The sequence below is a fragment of the Streptomyces sp. GbtcB6 genome (assembly GCF_019091475.1).
Classification (GTDB): domain Bacteria; phylum Actinomycetota; class Actinomycetes; order Streptomycetales; family Streptomycetaceae; genus Streptomyces; species Streptomyces hyaluromycini.
In genome coordinates, this window is the sequence record NZ_JAGXJL010000030.1 from 41,741 (window position 1) to 55,074 (window position 13,334).

13 protein-coding genes are annotated in these 13,334 nt (G+C 71.5%); 5 read left to right on the forward strand and 8 right to left on the reverse strand.

Features of this window, described 5'->3' with window-relative positions:
- The first annotated feature begins 369 nt into the window (after window positions 1–369).
- From KVT45_RS37240 to KVT45_RS37260, 5 genes are all read left to right on the forward strand, one after another.
- Window positions 370–1,620 (forward strand): cytochrome P450, encoded by a 1,251-nt coding sequence (locus KVT45_RS37240; RefSeq protein ID WP_217553679.1) that lies wholly within the window; start codon window positions 370–372, stop codon window positions 1,618–1,620.
- A 123-nt stretch (window positions 1,621–1,743) separates the two neighbouring features.
- Window positions 1,744–2,514 (forward strand): SDR family NAD(P)-dependent oxidoreductase, encoded by a 771-nt coding sequence (locus KVT45_RS37245; RefSeq protein ID WP_217553609.1) that lies wholly within the window; start codon window positions 1,744–1,746, stop codon window positions 2,512–2,514.
- Window positions 2,515–2,520: 6 nt separating this feature from the next.
- A complete protein-coding gene (locus KVT45_RS37250) occupies window positions 2,521–2,988 on the forward strand; it encodes a VOC family protein (protein WP_217553610.1) in 468 nt (155 codons plus the stop codon).
- A 13-nt stretch (window positions 2,989–3,001) separates the two neighbouring features.
- A complete protein-coding gene (locus KVT45_RS37255; protein ID WP_217553611.1) occupies window positions 3,002–4,519 on the forward strand; it encodes an MFS transporter in 1,518 nt (505 codons plus the stop codon).
- A gap of 163 nt (window positions 4,520–4,682) precedes the next feature.
- Entirely contained in the window at window positions 4,683–5,600 is a 918-nt protein-coding gene (locus KVT45_RS37260; protein ID WP_254647901.1) for a hypothetical protein, read from the forward strand.
- A gap of 3 nt (window positions 5,601–5,603) precedes the next feature.
- Here KVT45_RS37260 and KVT45_RS37265 read toward each other — a convergent pair whose 3' ends face one another.
- The 8 genes from KVT45_RS37265 to KVT45_RS37300 form a co-directional block, all read right to left on the reverse strand.
- Window positions 5,604–6,374, reverse strand: coding sequence for an SDR family NAD(P)-dependent oxidoreductase (locus KVT45_RS37265; protein ID WP_217553612.1), 771 nt, complete (start codon window positions 6,372–6,374; stop codon window positions 5,604–5,606).
- A gap of 43 nt (window positions 6,375–6,417) precedes the next feature.
- Entirely contained in the window at window positions 6,418–7,401 is a 984-nt protein-coding gene (locus KVT45_RS37270) for a LysR family transcriptional regulator (protein ID WP_089105898.1), read from the reverse strand.
- 184 nt (window positions 7,402–7,585) lie between these two features.
- Window positions 7,586–8,542 (reverse strand): fumarylacetoacetate hydrolase family protein, encoded by a 957-nt coding sequence (locus tag KVT45_RS37275; RefSeq protein ID WP_217553613.1) that lies wholly within the window; start codon window positions 8,540–8,542, stop codon window positions 7,586–7,588.
- A gap of 6 nt (window positions 8,543–8,548) precedes the next feature.
- Window positions 8,549–9,919 carry an FAD-binding oxidoreductase gene (locus tag KVT45_RS37280; RefSeq protein WP_217553614.1) on the reverse strand — a complete coding sequence of 457 codons (1,371 nt, stop codon included), beginning with the start codon at window positions 9,917–9,919 and terminating at the stop codon, window positions 8,549–8,551.
- 7 nt (window positions 9,920–9,926) lie between these two features.
- The gene (locus KVT45_RS37285) at window positions 9,927–10,781 is read right to left on the reverse strand and encodes a cyclase family protein (protein WP_217553615.1); all 855 of its coding nucleotides are present in this window, start codon (window positions 10,779–10,781) and stop codon (window positions 9,927–9,929) included.
- A complete protein-coding gene (locus KVT45_RS37290) occupies window positions 10,778–11,782 on the reverse strand; it encodes an amidohydrolase family protein (RefSeq protein ID WP_217553616.1) in 1,005 nt (334 codons plus the stop codon). The genes KVT45_RS37285 and KVT45_RS37290 overlap by 4 nt, the downstream gene beginning before the upstream one ends.
- The gene (locus KVT45_RS37295; RefSeq protein ID WP_217553617.1) at window positions 11,779–12,903 is read right to left on the reverse strand and encodes an FAD-dependent monooxygenase; all 1,125 of its coding nucleotides are present in this window, start codon (window positions 12,901–12,903) and stop codon (window positions 11,779–11,781) included. The genes KVT45_RS37290 and KVT45_RS37295 overlap by 4 nt, the downstream gene beginning before the upstream one ends.
- Window positions 12,904–12,952: 49 nt before the next feature.
- A complete protein-coding gene (locus KVT45_RS37300) occupies window positions 12,953–13,258 on the reverse strand; it encodes an antibiotic biosynthesis monooxygenase (RefSeq protein WP_217553618.1) in 306 nt (101 codons plus the stop codon).
- Between the last annotated feature and the right edge of the window lie 76 nt (window positions 13,259–13,334).

The window sequence follows — 13,334 nt, forward strand, 5'->3', positions numbered from 1 at the left end:
GTCACGAGGTGGTGCTGAGAAGCCGGCGGCCGGTCGGGAAACGACGGGCGATACGGCTGGAGGGGTGGAACCGGCACTCGGCGCCCAGGAGAGGGGCGCTCACACGTGCTGATCGCACTATACCCGGGGTTCCGCGATCGTCAACATGGCACCGGTCGCCGATATTCCCGCACCCGCTGCCGGACGGGACCGCGGCGACCGCCTGCCGGCGCGGGACGTGACGCCGGTTCACGTCTCCCGGCGCGGGACGCGACGCCGGTTCCCGTCTCCCGGTGCCGGACGCGACTGTCCGGGAAACGCCCCTTCCCCGGGGCTCGCGGGCGCCTACGATCTGCCGTGTCCGTGCCGTACCGCTGCGAGGAGCCCCTGGTGGAGACCCCGTCCGCGCCACACCGCCTGGACCCCGCCGGCGGCTGTCCGCACGCCGACAACGCCAGGCTGCTGGCGCGCGGCGCAGTGGCCCCGGTCGTCCTGCCCGGCGGCATCGAGGGCATGGCCGTGCTCGGGCACGAGGCGCTCAGGGAGTTTCTCCAGCATCCCGAAGTCGCCAAGGACGCCCGGCACTTCACGCGGTTGCGGGAAGGCCGCATCCCCACGGGCTGGCCGCTGCTGACCTTCGCCACCGTGCGGGGCATGACCACCGCCGACGGGGACGACCACCGCAGGCTGCGCGGGCTGGTCAGCCGGGCCTTCACGCCGCGCCGGGTCGAGGAACTGCGGCACCGGGTCGAGGAGTTGACCGGCACCCTGCTGGACGACCTGGACCGGGCCGCCGACGGCGACGGCGTCGCCGATCTGCGCCGGCACTTCGCGCTGCCCCTGCCCATGGGCGTGATCGGTGAACTCCTGGGCGTGGAAGCCGAGTTCCGTGACCGGCTGCACCACCTGTCCAACCAGGTCGTGGCCACCGACATCGAACCGGCCGAGGCCGTCGCCGCCAACCGGGAGCTGGCCGCTGTCCTCGCCGCCGTCGCCGCCGCCCGCGCGGAGCGTCCCGGCGACGATCTCACCAGCGCCCTGATCGCCGCCCGGGACGAGGACGGCGACCGGCTCGGGCAGGAGGAGCTGATCGGCACCCTGGTGCTGATGATCATCGCCGGCCACGAGACCACGCTCAACCTCGTCACCAATGCCGTGCGCGCCCTGTGCGGCCACCGCGACCAGCTCGAACTCGTCCGGAAGGGCGAGGCGAACTGGGCGGACGTGGTCGAGGAGACGCTGCGCTGGGACGCACCGGTCAGCCACTTCCCGTTCCGCTACCCGGTGCGGGACCTGACCGTCGACGGCACGGTGATCCCCGCGGGCACCCCGGTCCTGGCCGGCTACTCCGCCGCCGGCCGTGACCCGGCCGCGCACGGCGCGGACGCCGACCGGTTCGACGTCACCCGGCCGGCCCGTCCCGACGCCGTCCGCCACCTCTCCCTCGGCCACGGCGCCCACTACTGTCTGGGCGCCCCGCTGGCCCGGCTGGAGGCCACGGTGGCCCTGGAGCGGCTCTTCGACCGCTTCCCGGCCCTGGACCTCGCCGTCCCCGAGGACAGCCTCGCCCGGCAGGCGAGCTTCGTCGGCAACAGCGTGCGTACCCTTCCGGTGCGGCTGCGCCCGCGGCCCGGCGGCTGAGGCGCATACCAGCCATACGAACCCCCGATGGCGTTTCGCTGACGCATTTCTTGTTCTCGCCATAGGCCCTACCTACGCTGCCACCACCGCACTTCGGCGGCATGGACAAGGGACTTGGCAATCATGGGTCGACTGGCCGGAAAAATCGCTTTCATCAGTGGAACGGGGGCTGGAATCGGCCGGGCCGCGGCACGGGTGTTCGCGGCGGAGGGCGCCACCGTATTCGGCTGCGACATCGACGAGAAGAGCGCCGCGGAAACCGTGGAACTCGTCGAGAAGTCCGGCGGTGTCATGCGTTCCCTGGCGCCGGTCGACCTTTCCACCGAGGCTGGGGCGCGGGAGTGGATCGAGGCTGGGATCGCGGAATTCGGCGGGATCGACATCCTCTACAACAACGCCTCCGCCCTGCGGAACGGTCCCTTCGAGACGATGCCCGCCGAAGACTGGTACTTCACCATCAGGAACGAGCTGGACATCCCCTACTTCTGCACACAGGCGGCCTGGCCGCACCTGATCGCACGCGGCGGCGGAGCCGTCCTGAACGTCGCGTCCGTGGCCGCCGTGCGCGGCGCGCCGTTCATGCCGATGGTGCCGCACGGCGCCGCCAAGGGCGGCGTCCTCGCGATGAGCAAGCACCTGTGCGCGGCCGGCGCCCCGCACCGTATCCGGGTCAACACCATCGCCCCGGGCATGACCCGCACCTCGGCCACCGCGCCCTTCCTCGACGACCCGAACGGCCCGAAGGCCCAGCTGGAGGTGCGGATCCCGGTCGGCCGGGTCGGGCAGCCCGAGGACATCGCCCGCGCGGCGGCCTTCCTCTGCTCCGACGAGGCGGCCTTCGTCAACGGCGCCAACCTCATGGTCGACGGCGGCGACAGCGCGATGGCGGGCTGAGCGCGGATGCGCGCACGACTCGACCACGTCGGCGTCAACGTACGCGACCTGCCCACCCAACTCGCCTGGTACCAAACGGTCTTCGGACTGAAGACCGTCTTCGAGTTCCATCTCGACGGCCCCGGACTCGCCGGTGTCGTCCTGGAACACCCGCACGGCTGGCGGCTCGAACTGCTCGCCAGGCCCGGGTCCGTACCCGGCCTCAGGGCACCGGACCCGATGACCGCGGCCCTCACCGAGGGGTACGGGCACTTCGCGGTCACCACCCCAGAACTCGACCCCGTGTACGCCGAATTGGTGGCCCACGGAGCGAGCGAGGTCCTCGCCCCCGGCCCGTCTCCCGAACCCGGGGTGCGGATGGCCTGGGTCAAGGACCCCGAGGGAAATCTCATCGAACTCATAGAACGCGGCGGACTCGGCGAGCACGGCGAACTCGCCGAAGCCGAAGAGCGCGGCACCACCGATAACCCGTGAGATGGAGTGCGGAATGACCAACGCTGTGAAAAAACTGGACGTGGGCACGCTCATAGCCTGTTGTCTGGCAGTTGCCGCCGCGCAGCTGTGCATTACCGTCCCCTCGCCCATCAACGGGGAGATCCAGAGCGCATTCGGAGCCTCGGGATCGCAAGTCGCCTGGGTCACCTCCGCGTTCATTCTGCCCACCGCGATTCTGGAACTGAATTTCGGTGTGGTGGGCGACCTGTTCGGCCGTAAGCGGCTGCTGATCCTCGGCGGATTCGTGCTGGCGATCGGGGAACTCCTCAACGCCACCTCCCAGAACATCACCATGCTCTGGATCGGCCAGGCCCTCGCCGGCGTCGGTGCGGCCGCCCTCTTCCCGAGCTCCCTCGCCGTGATCGCGGCCGCGACGCCCGAGGAGAAGGACCGCGCCAAGGCGGTCTCCACCTGGGCGCTGAGCATCTCCCTCGCCTCCGCCGTGGGCCCGCTCTCCTCCGGCATCCTGGCCACGGTCGCCGACTTCCGCTGGGCGTTCGTGCCGCCGGTCGTCCTCGGCGTCGCGGTCGGCATCTCCTGCTGGGCGCTGGTCACCGACTCCAAGGCGCCCGAGGGCCGCGCCCTGGACTGGCCGGGCCAGATCAGCATCGCCGTCGGCCTCACCGCCCTGCTGTGGGGCATCATCGAGGGCGGCGACCGCGGCTGGAGCAGCCCCTCGATCGTCTTCGCGCTGGCCCTCGCCGCCGTGGCCCTCGTCGGTTTCGTGATGGCGGAGCGGCGCGCCGCGTCCCCGATGTTCAACCTGGAGCTGCTGAGGATCCCGTCGTTCGCGGCGGCCGCGGTGGTCGCGCTGACCGGCATGTTCGGCTTCATCGGCACCGCCTACTGCGTCTCCATCCGGCTCGGCGCGGTGATGCACCTCAGCGCCCTGCGCGCCGGTATGCCGTTCGTGATCCTCCAGCTGATCCCGCTGCTCCTCGCACCGGTGCTCAGCAAGATGCTCACCCGCGTCGAACCGCGCTGGCTGCTGATGGGCGGCCTGCTGCCGATGGCCGCCGGCCAGTTCTGGATCGCCGCGCTGCCCATCACCACCACCTCCCTGGCGGCCTTCATCGGCCCGGTGCTGCTGCTCGGCATCGGCTTCATCTGCGTGGTCTCCTCGCTGACGTCGGCCGCCGTGAACGCGGTGCCGATCGAGATGACCGGCATGGCGAGCGGCGCCACCAGCCTGGTCCGCGAGTTCGGTCAGGGCCTGGGCCCGGCCGTGATCAGCACCATCGCGATGAGCGCGGCTTCCTCCGCGCTGGTCGGGAAGCTGAGCGGCGCCGACGCGGGCATGGAGGCCGCGGCCGGTCCCCTGGCCGTGGTCAACGCGGGCAGCGACAGCGCCAGGGCCGCCGCGCAGGACGCGCTCGCGCACGGTATGGCCCTGGGCGTGGTGATCTGCGGCTGCGCGTCGCTGCTCGGCGCGCTGGTCACCCTGCTGCTGGTCCGCAGGAACACCGCACGAGCGACGGCCCAGGCGCCGGTACAGCCGGCATCCGCCTGACCGCTGACGTGACGAGAAGGCCGGGGCTCGCGCCCCGGTCTTCCGGCATGTAGTCCAACTGGCCTGTAACAAACGGGCCTTGGCCGGTAACGGATGTCCCCGGACCATAACGATCCCGGTCCTGACGGGGACTTGACGTCCGGTTATGCCGTATCTTCACGACATGTCCACGCCACCGCAGCAGCCGCCGTCCTCTCCGCAGCAGCAGCCGTCGTCGGCTCCGCAGCAGTCCTCGCCGCCCCCGCAGCAGCCGGACCAGCCCCCGGCGATACCGTCGCAGCCCCAGCCGACCGCGTACCCGTATCCGAACCCGCAGTCGCCGCCCCCGCAGAACCCCTATGCCCAGCCCACCCTCGCCGGCCAGCCCGCTCCGCCGCAGCAGGCCAACCCCTATGCCGTGCAGCCCGGTTACGGCTACCCGCCGCCGGCCGCACCGCCGGTGACCGGCGGGAACGCGGCCGGGAGAGCCGTGCTGTGGGCCGCCGTGGGCGCGGTGGTCGCCTCCGCCGCCTGGGCGGCCGGCCTCTTCCTGACGGGTGGTTTCGGCACAAGCGCCGACCTGCGCGGCTACCGGGCGCCCGCGAACCTCTGCTCCAGCGCCGACTACTCGTCGTTCAAGGACGAGTACCCCGTGGACGACTCGGCCCCCACGAAGAACGCGATGAAGGACCCGGCGCTGGACGAGAGCTACTGCAGTCTCAGCCTCAAGAAGACCAGCTCCAGCTATGGGGACGCCTATCTCTCCATCCAGGTCGACCTGCACAAGAAGACCGACCCGGCGCCGGAGTTCACGGCCACCTGGAAGAACTACGGCGACAGCCACGCCGACTACGACGTGACGCCCGTCCAGGGCATCGGCGACGAGGCCTACCTGGTCACCCAGGACACCAGCAACGGCTCCACCACCAGCGGCTCGCGGTATGCCACGCTCGCGGTGCGGGACGGCTGGATGACGTACACCATGTACTACAGCGCGTACTTCTCCTCGTACGACAGCGACACCGACCCGCCGTCCCTCGACGACGTGACCGGCTGGCTGAAGACCGACACCAAGTCCACGCTGGAGCAGCTCAAGGACTGACACTCAGTCCTGGTCGAGGGCGTTGGTGATCGCCTTCACCGGGCCGTGCGCCGTGTAGCCGCCGTCGACCGTGATCTCCGCGCCGTTGACGTAGGAGGCCTCGTCGGAGAGGAGATAGACGACCAGCGGCGCCACCTCGTCGACCGTGCCCGGGCGGCCCTGGGGCGTCATGGCGAGGTGGGCGGCGACGAACACCGGGTTGGCGGTGGCCATCAGCGGGGTCTCGATGTACCCCGGGTGGATGATGTTCGTGCGGATGCCGCGCGGCGCCAGCTCCAGGGCTGCCACCTTGGACAGACCCCGCAGCGCCCACTTGCTGGTCGTGTACGCGACCGCGTGATGGGCGGTGAGCCCGGCGACCGAGCCGACGTTCACGATCGAGGAGCCGGCCGGCATCAGCGGCGCGAGGGCCTGGATGCCGAGCAGGGCGCCGGTGGTGTTCACGGCGAAGGCGCGGTTCCAGTCGGCGAGTGCGACATGGCCGAGCCGGGCCCGCATCGGGATGCCCGCGTTGTTCACGAGGCCGTGCACGGTCTCCAGGGAGGCCGCCAGGGCCGCCCAGTCGTCCGGTGAGGTCACGTCCAGGTGGACGTACCGGACGTCGAGTCCGCCGGCGCGCAGGGCCGCGGCGAGCTTCTCGCCGGCCTCGTCCAGCACGTCGGTCGCGATCACCGTCGCGCCCTCCCGGGCGGCCGCGGCAGCCTCCGCGGCTCCCTGGCCCTGTGCGGCTCCGGTGACGACGACGGTACGGCCCGCCAGGCGCGTGCGGCTCACGGCTTCCTCCAAGAGTGGTACGGGAGAGGTCCTCCCGTCCACGCTAGGAAGCCGCGGACAGCTCCGGAAACACGCTCTCGGAATGGGTGGCATCCGCCTCGGCGATCTCCGGCGGGGCCTCCTCGCCCAGCGCCGCTCCGACCTTGCGCACGGTGTCCCGCAGCCAGCGGTGCGCCGGGTCCGCGTGCCGGTTGTGGTGCCAGTACATGGCCTCCACCAGCGGCACGTCCGGGAACGGCGCCGGTACGACCGCACAGCGCGCGAAGCCCTCGTAGCGGCGGGCCAGCCGCTCCGGGACCATGGCCACCAGGTCCGTACCGCTCACCAGGAACGGCAGCACACTGAAGCCCGGCGTGCTGACCTGCACCTTCGGGGTGATCCCGAGGGTCTCCAGCTGGCGTTCGGCGGGGGTGTGGCTCTTGCCGATGGCGCAGGCCGCGTGCGGCATCTCCGCGAGGTCGCGCAGGGTGAGCCGGCCGTCCACCAGACGCGGGTTGTCCGGGTCGACGATGCACACGAACCGGTCGTGCATCACGGCCTCGCTGACACCGGGAAGCTGGTAGCCGAGCGGCACGATCATCAGGTCGTGGCAGCGCAGATGCGTCTCCGTCTCCAGTTGCCCGTCCACGATCGGATGGAAGTCGATCCGCACGCCCGGCGCCTCGGCCGCGATCACCCGCAGCAGCGGCTCCACGAACACCGTCATCACGTAGTCCGACATGACCACGGAGAACCGCTGGCGGCTGCGGGCCGGGTCGAAGTGCCGGGTCAGCGACAGCGCCTCCTCGGCCTTCTGCAGCGAGCCCTGGACGACCGGCAGCAGCCGCTCCGCGAGCGGCGTCAGCTCGTACTCGCGGCCCACCCGGATCAGCAGTTCGTCGTTGAAGTGCCGGCGCAGCCGGGCCAGCGAGCCGCTCATCGCGGACTGGCTGGTGGACAGCCGTACACCGGCGTGGGTGACGTTCTTCTCCTCCAGGAGCGCTTCCAGTGCCACCAGAAGATTGAGATCGATCGCTCCGAGACCCACGAGTGTCCCCTTCCGGCCGGCCACGTCCTTGAAGCTTCGGTGAAACGCGAGGTTAACCAGCGGACGGCCGTCGAGGAAGGGGGTCGGGGCGACTCTCAGGGAAATGCGATGCCAGGCATCCCGTCGCCGGATACCCGCAGGTGGGGGGCCTGCGCGCACCACAGGCCCCCCACAGCTTCGGGTGCTAGGGGCGCGGCGTGCGGCCCCTCTTGCGGGCTCGCGGAAGGTACGCGTCCGCCCGCCCGGGCACGATCCGGTTGGACACCGTGCCCAGCCCCTCGACGCTCAGCGTCACCTCGTCGCCGGGCTTCAGCGGGGGCGGGGTGCGCTCCCCGAGCCGGCCCCAGAACTCCGCGAGCGCGCCCCAGCCGCAGGTGCCGGAGCCGAGGATGTCACCGGGGCGCACCCAGGCGTCCCGGCTGGCGTAGGCGATCATCTCCTCGAAGGTCCAGGAGACGTTGGCGAGGGTGTCCCGGCCGATCAGCTCGCCGTTGAGGGTGACCGTCATCTCCAGGTCCAGAAAGCCGTCCGCATCCCGCCGGTCCTCGACCTCGTCGGCGGTGACCAGGTAGGGGCCGAGCGTGTTGGCGAAGTCCTTGCCCTTGGAGAAGCCCAGGCCGAGGTTCTTCTCAGGCTTCTGCAGATCACGGGCCGACCAGTCGTTGAAGACCAGGTAGCCGATGATGTGGTCCCTCGCCTGCTCGGGGGTCAGGTCGCGCCCGCTGCGGCCGATGACCGCACCGACCTCCAGCTCGAAGTCCAGCACCGAGCAGCCCGCCGGGACCGGCACGTCGTCATGGGCGCCGTAGGCGGCGTGGGGGTTGGTGAAGTAGAAGTTGGGTGCCCGGTACCACTCCTCCGGGACGTGCTCCAGGCCGTCCAGCGACTTCGACACACCCTCGATGTGCGCCTCGAACCCCACGAAGTCCCGGATGGACGGCGGCTTCAGCGGTGGCAGCAGCCGCACCTGATCCACCGTCAACCCGCCCGGTGCACCGAGGGCTTCGGTCCCGGCCGCGTACAGCACGCCCGCCTCGACGAGCGTGAGGACACTCACCCCGTCGGGCAGCGGGTGGATCACCCCGTCCCGCACCACACCGGCGCGCTCCTCGCCGTCGTGCTCGTATGTCGCGAAACGCATGGCTGCTCACTGCTCCCAGTGGTTGGTGTTGGTGACGGTCCCGGCGCTCAGATGGCCGGCGAACACGCCCTTGGGGTCACGGGCGGCCCGGATCTCGTTCAGCCGCCGCCACTGCTCGTCGCCCATGAACCGCAACTGCCGTACCGTGAAGTCGGAGTCGCCGAGGTACTGGCCCGCGGTCACCGGCTGCATCGCCGCCATCGCCTCGTCCAGCCAGCCGCGCAGCTCCGCGTCCCGCCCGGGGTCGTCGTACACGACATAGCTGGCGCAGTAGATCTCCGACTGCAGGGAGAAGGCCATGTCGGGGAGCCGGCGCAGCGGCGCCATGGAGAACCAGATGGTGAAGGTCTGCCGGGTCGGGTGCTCGGTGAACGCCCTGCGGATCGCCGGGACGACCTCCTCGGCGCTGCCGGTCAGCCAGGCGTTGTCGACGAAGTAGCGGTGGCCTTCCGGGTTGGCGGTGCGCTGCCCGGTCAACTGCTCGGCGATCGTGGTGGGTTGTGCCTCGATACGGAACAGGGCCCGGTCGGCGTACGGATTGGCGTGCAGGGGCGCGAGCGCCTCGGCCGCCTCCTGAGGGGTGTCGGTCATCGAGACCCCGGTGACCAGCAGCACCGGTCCGTCGAGGCCGGGCGGGGTCTGGGTGAGGGCGACGATCTCCACCAGGTCGGAGACCGTGTGATGGGTGTCGTGCAGCCAGGTCATGACCTCGTCGAAGAGATCGAGCGGGTAGGCGTGCACGGTGTGCGCGAGATGGCGGGGGAGCGGGCGGGTGCGCAGGTGGAAGCGGGTGACGACGCCGAAGAAGCCGGGGCCCGCCCCGCGCGCCGCCCAGAACAGGTCGCTGTGCCGCGTCTCGTCGGCGCGGACCAGCTCGCCGTCGGCCGTGACGACGTCGATCGCCACGATGTTCTCGGCCGCCCAGCCCCAGCCGCGCGCGTTCCAGCCCTGCCCGCCCTGGAGCAGAAAGCCGCCGATGCCGACGGACGGGCAGTGCCCGCCGTTGAAGAAGCGCCCGAACTCACCCAGATACGGGTTGAGTTCGTCACCGCCCCTGACGCTGGGGGTGGCCGTGACGATCCCGGTGGTCTCGTCGTACGCCATCTCGCGGAAGCCCCCGAGGTCGATCAGCAGCGCGTCCCGGCGCACCGACCAGGCGGCCCAGCTGTGCCCGCCGGAGCGGACGGCGACCTGCCAGCCGCGCTCCAGTGCGAGCCGTACGCCCTCGACGACGTCCTGTTCGGTGACGGCCCTCAGCACGGCGGCGGGGGTGCGGTCGGCGGGGCGGCGGGCGTTGAAGACCCTGCCGTACACGGCCTCCTCGAAGTCCTCGTCACCGGGGAGGTGGAGGGTGCCGGAGAATCGGTTCGTGTTCACGGGCGGCTCACTTGACTGCGATGGGGTTGACGGGGGCACCGACCGCGCCGGTGACCGGGAGGGGCGCGGCGACCAGCAGGAACTCGTACACGCCGTCGGCCGCGCAGTCCTCCGCCAGGGTCTCCAGATCCCACATCTCGCCCAGCGGCAGGCCCATGTGGGGGATGGCGATCCGGTGCAGCGGCGCGGCCTCCGGCTCGGCGAACTCGTACGGCCGCACCTCCAGGCCCCAGGTGTCCGTGGCGACGGCCGCGATCTCGGTGCGGTGCAGCCGGCCGAGGGTGGAGAAGGACAGGCCGGGCGCGTCCCCGGCCGCGTACCCGTCCCACGCGCCGAGCCGCCGTACCCGGCCGAGCTGTCCGGTGCGGACGAGAACGATGTCACCCCGGCGCACACTGGAGGTGGCACCCTGCGCCTCGACGGTCTCCTGGAGGTGCTCCTCCGATATCGCGAAGCCGTCCGGGAGTTCACCGAGCGCGTCGCCGACCGCCCGGCCGACGTCGAGCAGCACCCCGCGGCCGGTGAAGGCGCCCCGCAGGCGCCCGAAGCCGGTCACGGAGTCGCCGCCGTGGCCGTCGACGGCGGTGCACGAACGGCCGTTCCACGCCTGCTCGGTGGCGTGGCCGCGGCCCAACCCCTCCCATCGCGTGACGGCTTGGCGGCCGGGCCACGGACCGGACCCCTCGAACCCCTGGGCCAGCGAGAAGGAGCGGCCGCGCCGGACCAGACTCGCGGCGTGCGCGCGGATCGCGTCGTCGATGAAGTTGAGCGTGCCCAGCACGTCGTCCTCGCCCCAGCGGCCCCGGTTGCGGTAGGCGGCGCGGGCCTTGGCCAGCTCTTCCTTCAGGGGACCCAGGGTCATCGGGTGTGTCCTTTCAGCAGCAGATCGAGGGCGTTGCCCCCGGCGATCGCGTCCCGTGCGGCCGGGTCCAGGCCGGCCGCGTCCAGACGGGCCACCGGGTCGGTCACCCCCATGTCGAACGGGTGGTCGGTGCCGAGCACCACCCGGTCCGCGCCCACCTCCTCGACCAGATGCCGCAGCGCGCGAGGCGTGTAGACGAGGGCGTCGAACCACATCCGCCGCAGATAGGAGCTGGGCGGTTCGGCGCAGCCGCGCGCGTCCGGCCGGACCTGCCAGGCGTGGTCGGAGCGGCCGATGTACGTCGGCAGATAGCCGCCGCCGTGCGCGGCCACCAGCTTCAGGCGTGGGAACCGGTCCAGGACCCCCGTGAAGATCAGGAGGGAGAGCGCGACCGCGGTCTCGGTGGGCTGGCCGACCGTGTTGCCGAGATAGTGCGACGCGAGCCGCTCGCCGAGCGAGCAGCCCCAGGGGTGGACGAAGACGACCGCACCCAGTTCCTCGGCCTTCAGCCAGACGTCGTCGTGCACGGGGTCGGCCAGCTCGCGGCCCTCGACGGTGGTGGAGACGCTGATGCCGTACAGGCCCAGCTCGGTGACCGCCTGGTCCAGCAGGGCGACCGCGAGGTCCGGGTGCTGGAGCGGTACCGTGCCGAGGCCGTAGAGCCGGCCGGGCGCGGCGGCGCAGTGCGCGGCCACCGCCTCGTTGACGGTACGGGCCAGTCGCACCGCGAGGCCGGGGCCGGCCCAGTAGTGGTGCATGGGCATCGGGCCGACCACCTGGAGGTCGACACCCATCGCGTCGAGGTCGGCGAGCCGCAGGTCCACGTCCGTCAACCTGCCGGCCAGACGCTGGAGTTGGGCCCGGTTGGCGGCCAGCGACTCGGCGGAGTGGGCGCGCTGCTCGGCGGCCAGCTCGGCGGCGAAGCCCGCGGTGCCGGCCACCAGGGCGTCGGCCTCGGGGACCGCGAGATGGCCGTGGCAGTCGACGACGGGCGTGCTCATGCGGCCACCGTCAGGGAGGAGAGCGTCTCCGACATGATCCGGGCCGGGTCCGCGCCCGGGGTGTCCGGGTGGATCTCCCACTCGGCGAGCTGCAGGGAGTTGTCCAGCACCATGCGGACGCGGGGCAGCCGCCGGGCCATGAACCGTGCCAGGGCCCTGTCCACGGGCTCGTCGGCGGTGACCAGCTCGGCCAGCAGCACCGCGTCCTCCATGCACATCGCGGCACCCTGCGCGATCAGCGGCGGACAGGCGTGCGCCGCGTCGCCGACCACCATGGCCCGGCCCCGGTGCCAGTCCTCGTCGACCAGCACCGCCTCGATCCAGCGGTAGTCCACCGCCGTGTCGTCCGGCAGCGAGGCAAGTATCTTCCCCCAGGTGCCGCCGTACCCGGCGCCGCGCTCGCGCAGCAGGTCCAGCGAGGCGCGCGGACCGATCAGGGCGGCGTCCAGGTTCTCGTCGAGGAGGTAGGCGTAGCACTGGTCGTCGGAGATGGGGCTGTAGCCGGCCTTGTAGCGGGGACCGCCGTAGTACACCTCGGCGCAGTCCATCTCGGCGGGGCGCCGGGCCACCACCCGGAAGATCGACATGCCGACCGGGCAGGGCCTGGCGGTGATGCCGATGAGCGCGCGCATCGCCGAGTTGATGCCGTCCGCGCCGACCACCAGGTCGTAGCGGCCGGCGGAACCGTCGGTGAAGGTCACGTCCACATGGTCGGCCGCCTGGTCGAGGCCGCGCACGCTCAGGCCCAGGCGGACGGTGACGCCGTGCGCGTACACCGCGTCGCACAGCGCGTTCTGCAGGTCCGAGCGGAGCGCGCCCGCCGTGGACGGCAGGTCCGCGCCGCCGGTGTGCGGGGTCTCCAGCTCGGTGATCAGACCGCCGTCCGCCCGGCGCAGCCGCATGAGGTCGAACGGCACCGCCCGGGCCAGCACCCGGTCCAGCACGCCGACCGAACGCAGCGCCTTGAGCGCGTTGCCCTGGATGGTGATGCCATGGCCCACCCCGAACCACTGGGGCGAGACCTCGACGAGCTCCACCCCGACCCCGCGCTGGGCGAGGGCGAGACACAGCACGCTTCCGGTGATGCCGCCGCCGACGACGAGCACCTTGTTCACGGGCATGGGCGATCCTTGCGAAAGTAGAAAGACAGATGGTGGGGGTCAGCAGCTTTCAGCCGGTGAACCGGGGACCCAGCTCGCGGTAGTGCTCGACGGCCGGCGGCGCCGCGAAGAACGGGCCGACCAGAGCCCGCCAGCGCGCGAACCGCTCCGACTCCCGGAAGCCGACCGTGTGCGCCTCGACCGACGCCCAGCCGACGAGCAGCAAGAAGGTCCGCGGCCGCTCCGCGCAGCGCAGCAGTTCGGCCCAGCGGAACCCGTCCGCCTCGGCGAGCACTTCACGGGCCTTGCCGAAGACCTCCTCGAATTCCGCCTCCCGGCCTTCCTCGACGGTCAGCTCGGCGTGCTCGACTACCACGGTGTGCTCCTCGGGTTCGGGGTGGCATCGAGCCTGATCGGCGGTAGGTGCAGGGTCAACGGATCGAGGCATCGAC